This is a genomic window from Candidatus Aquicultor secundus, assembly GCF_002791875.1.
GTDB classification, from domain to species: Bacteria; Actinomycetota; Aquicultoria; order Aquicultorales; family Aquicultoraceae; genus Aquicultor_A; species Aquicultor_A secundus.
Map to the genome: position 1 here is coordinate 1 of NZ_PFNG01000155.1, position 1,315 is coordinate 1,315.

1 protein-coding gene is annotated in these 1,315 nt (G+C 46.5%); it reads left to right on the plus strand.

Features of this window, described 5'->3' with window-relative positions; translation table 11 throughout:
- Positions 1–380: 380 nt before the first annotated feature.
- Positions 381–1,315, plus strand: a 935-nt coding sequence (locus COY37_RS06405; protein ID WP_286976844.1) for an S-layer homology domain-containing protein, incomplete at its 3' end; no start/stop codon positions are given.

Below are 1,315 nucleotides of genomic sequence, written 5' to 3' on the forward strand. Positions count from 1 at the left end.
TAGGAGTTTTGCGTGATATTGCTGGACTAGGAGCGCTCGCATAAAGAAGCAACGAGATGCGCCTACTAAACGTTGACAGTAACCGGCTGTTACCATAATTTGCTAATTATACTCCCAGTAAGGTATAATAGCCCCAGCTATACAAGCGACGGTCAGTATACATATTTGTTCATAAGGGAAGCTATGACAGCATACCAGAGATGGTCACGTAGGTATGCAAGAGCTAATTGTGAAACCGGCCCTTTATTGCAAGAGGCACGGTTTTTTTATTTCGATTCTTTTGGGTTAAGGCTCAATACCTTGCCAACTAGAGTAAAGACTACTAATGTTGCAAGTAGCCAAAATAGATAAACCGCCAACCCTTATGAGGAGGATAAAGAGTGAGGAAAAAGCTGTTCTCGATCGCAATCATCATGTGCATGTTTCTCGGCACAACCCAGGCAGTCAGCGCCGCATCGGCAGGAGGTGTAAGCGAGAACCCTGGCAAAAGAGCTTCCAGCACATCATTCAAGGACCTAAAATCATCACACTGGGCCTACAGCTTTATTAATAATCTTACCGAGAAAGGTATAATTTCAGGATTCCCGGATAGTACATTCAAGCCAGAGGGCACTATGACAAGAGCGGCATTCGCAAAAATAGTCGTCCTCGCTTTTAACATCCCAGTGTCCACTGCAACGATCAGCTCATTTAAAGACATCCCCGGCGATTATTGGGCTCTCAAATATATTGAGGCGGCAAAATCAGCCGGCATCATCGACGGTTTTTCGGATGGAACCTTTAAGCCTGAAAATATGGTTAGCAGAGCGCAAATTGCAAAAATGGTAATAGTCGGCGGCAAGTTCAAAATCAACAAGACAGGCACACCGTTCAGCGATATGATTAGCCACTGGGCATATAATTATATAATGACCGCCAAGAATCTCGGTATTATTGGCGGTTATGCAAACGGCAAGTTTGCACCGGCGAAAGGCGCAACAAGGGCCGAGGCAGCGAAGATCATGGCAACCTCGCTAATAGCGGTACTAGGCGAACAAACCCCGAACCCCGATTTACCGAAGATCACCATAACCTCACCTACGGATAAAGATGAGTTCAGAACAAGCAATGATTCCATTCAGCTCTCCGGCACTGCAAGCGACGATAAAGAGGTAGTTAGGGTAACCTGGTCGAACAGCCGCGGCGGAGAAGGAACCGCGCAAGGCACGACAAATTGGATGGTTCCGGGCATCACCCTCAAAGAAGGCGCAAACTTAATTACTGCGACAGTCAAAGACAACGGCGGCAATACCGCTACCGATACGGTTAAAATAAC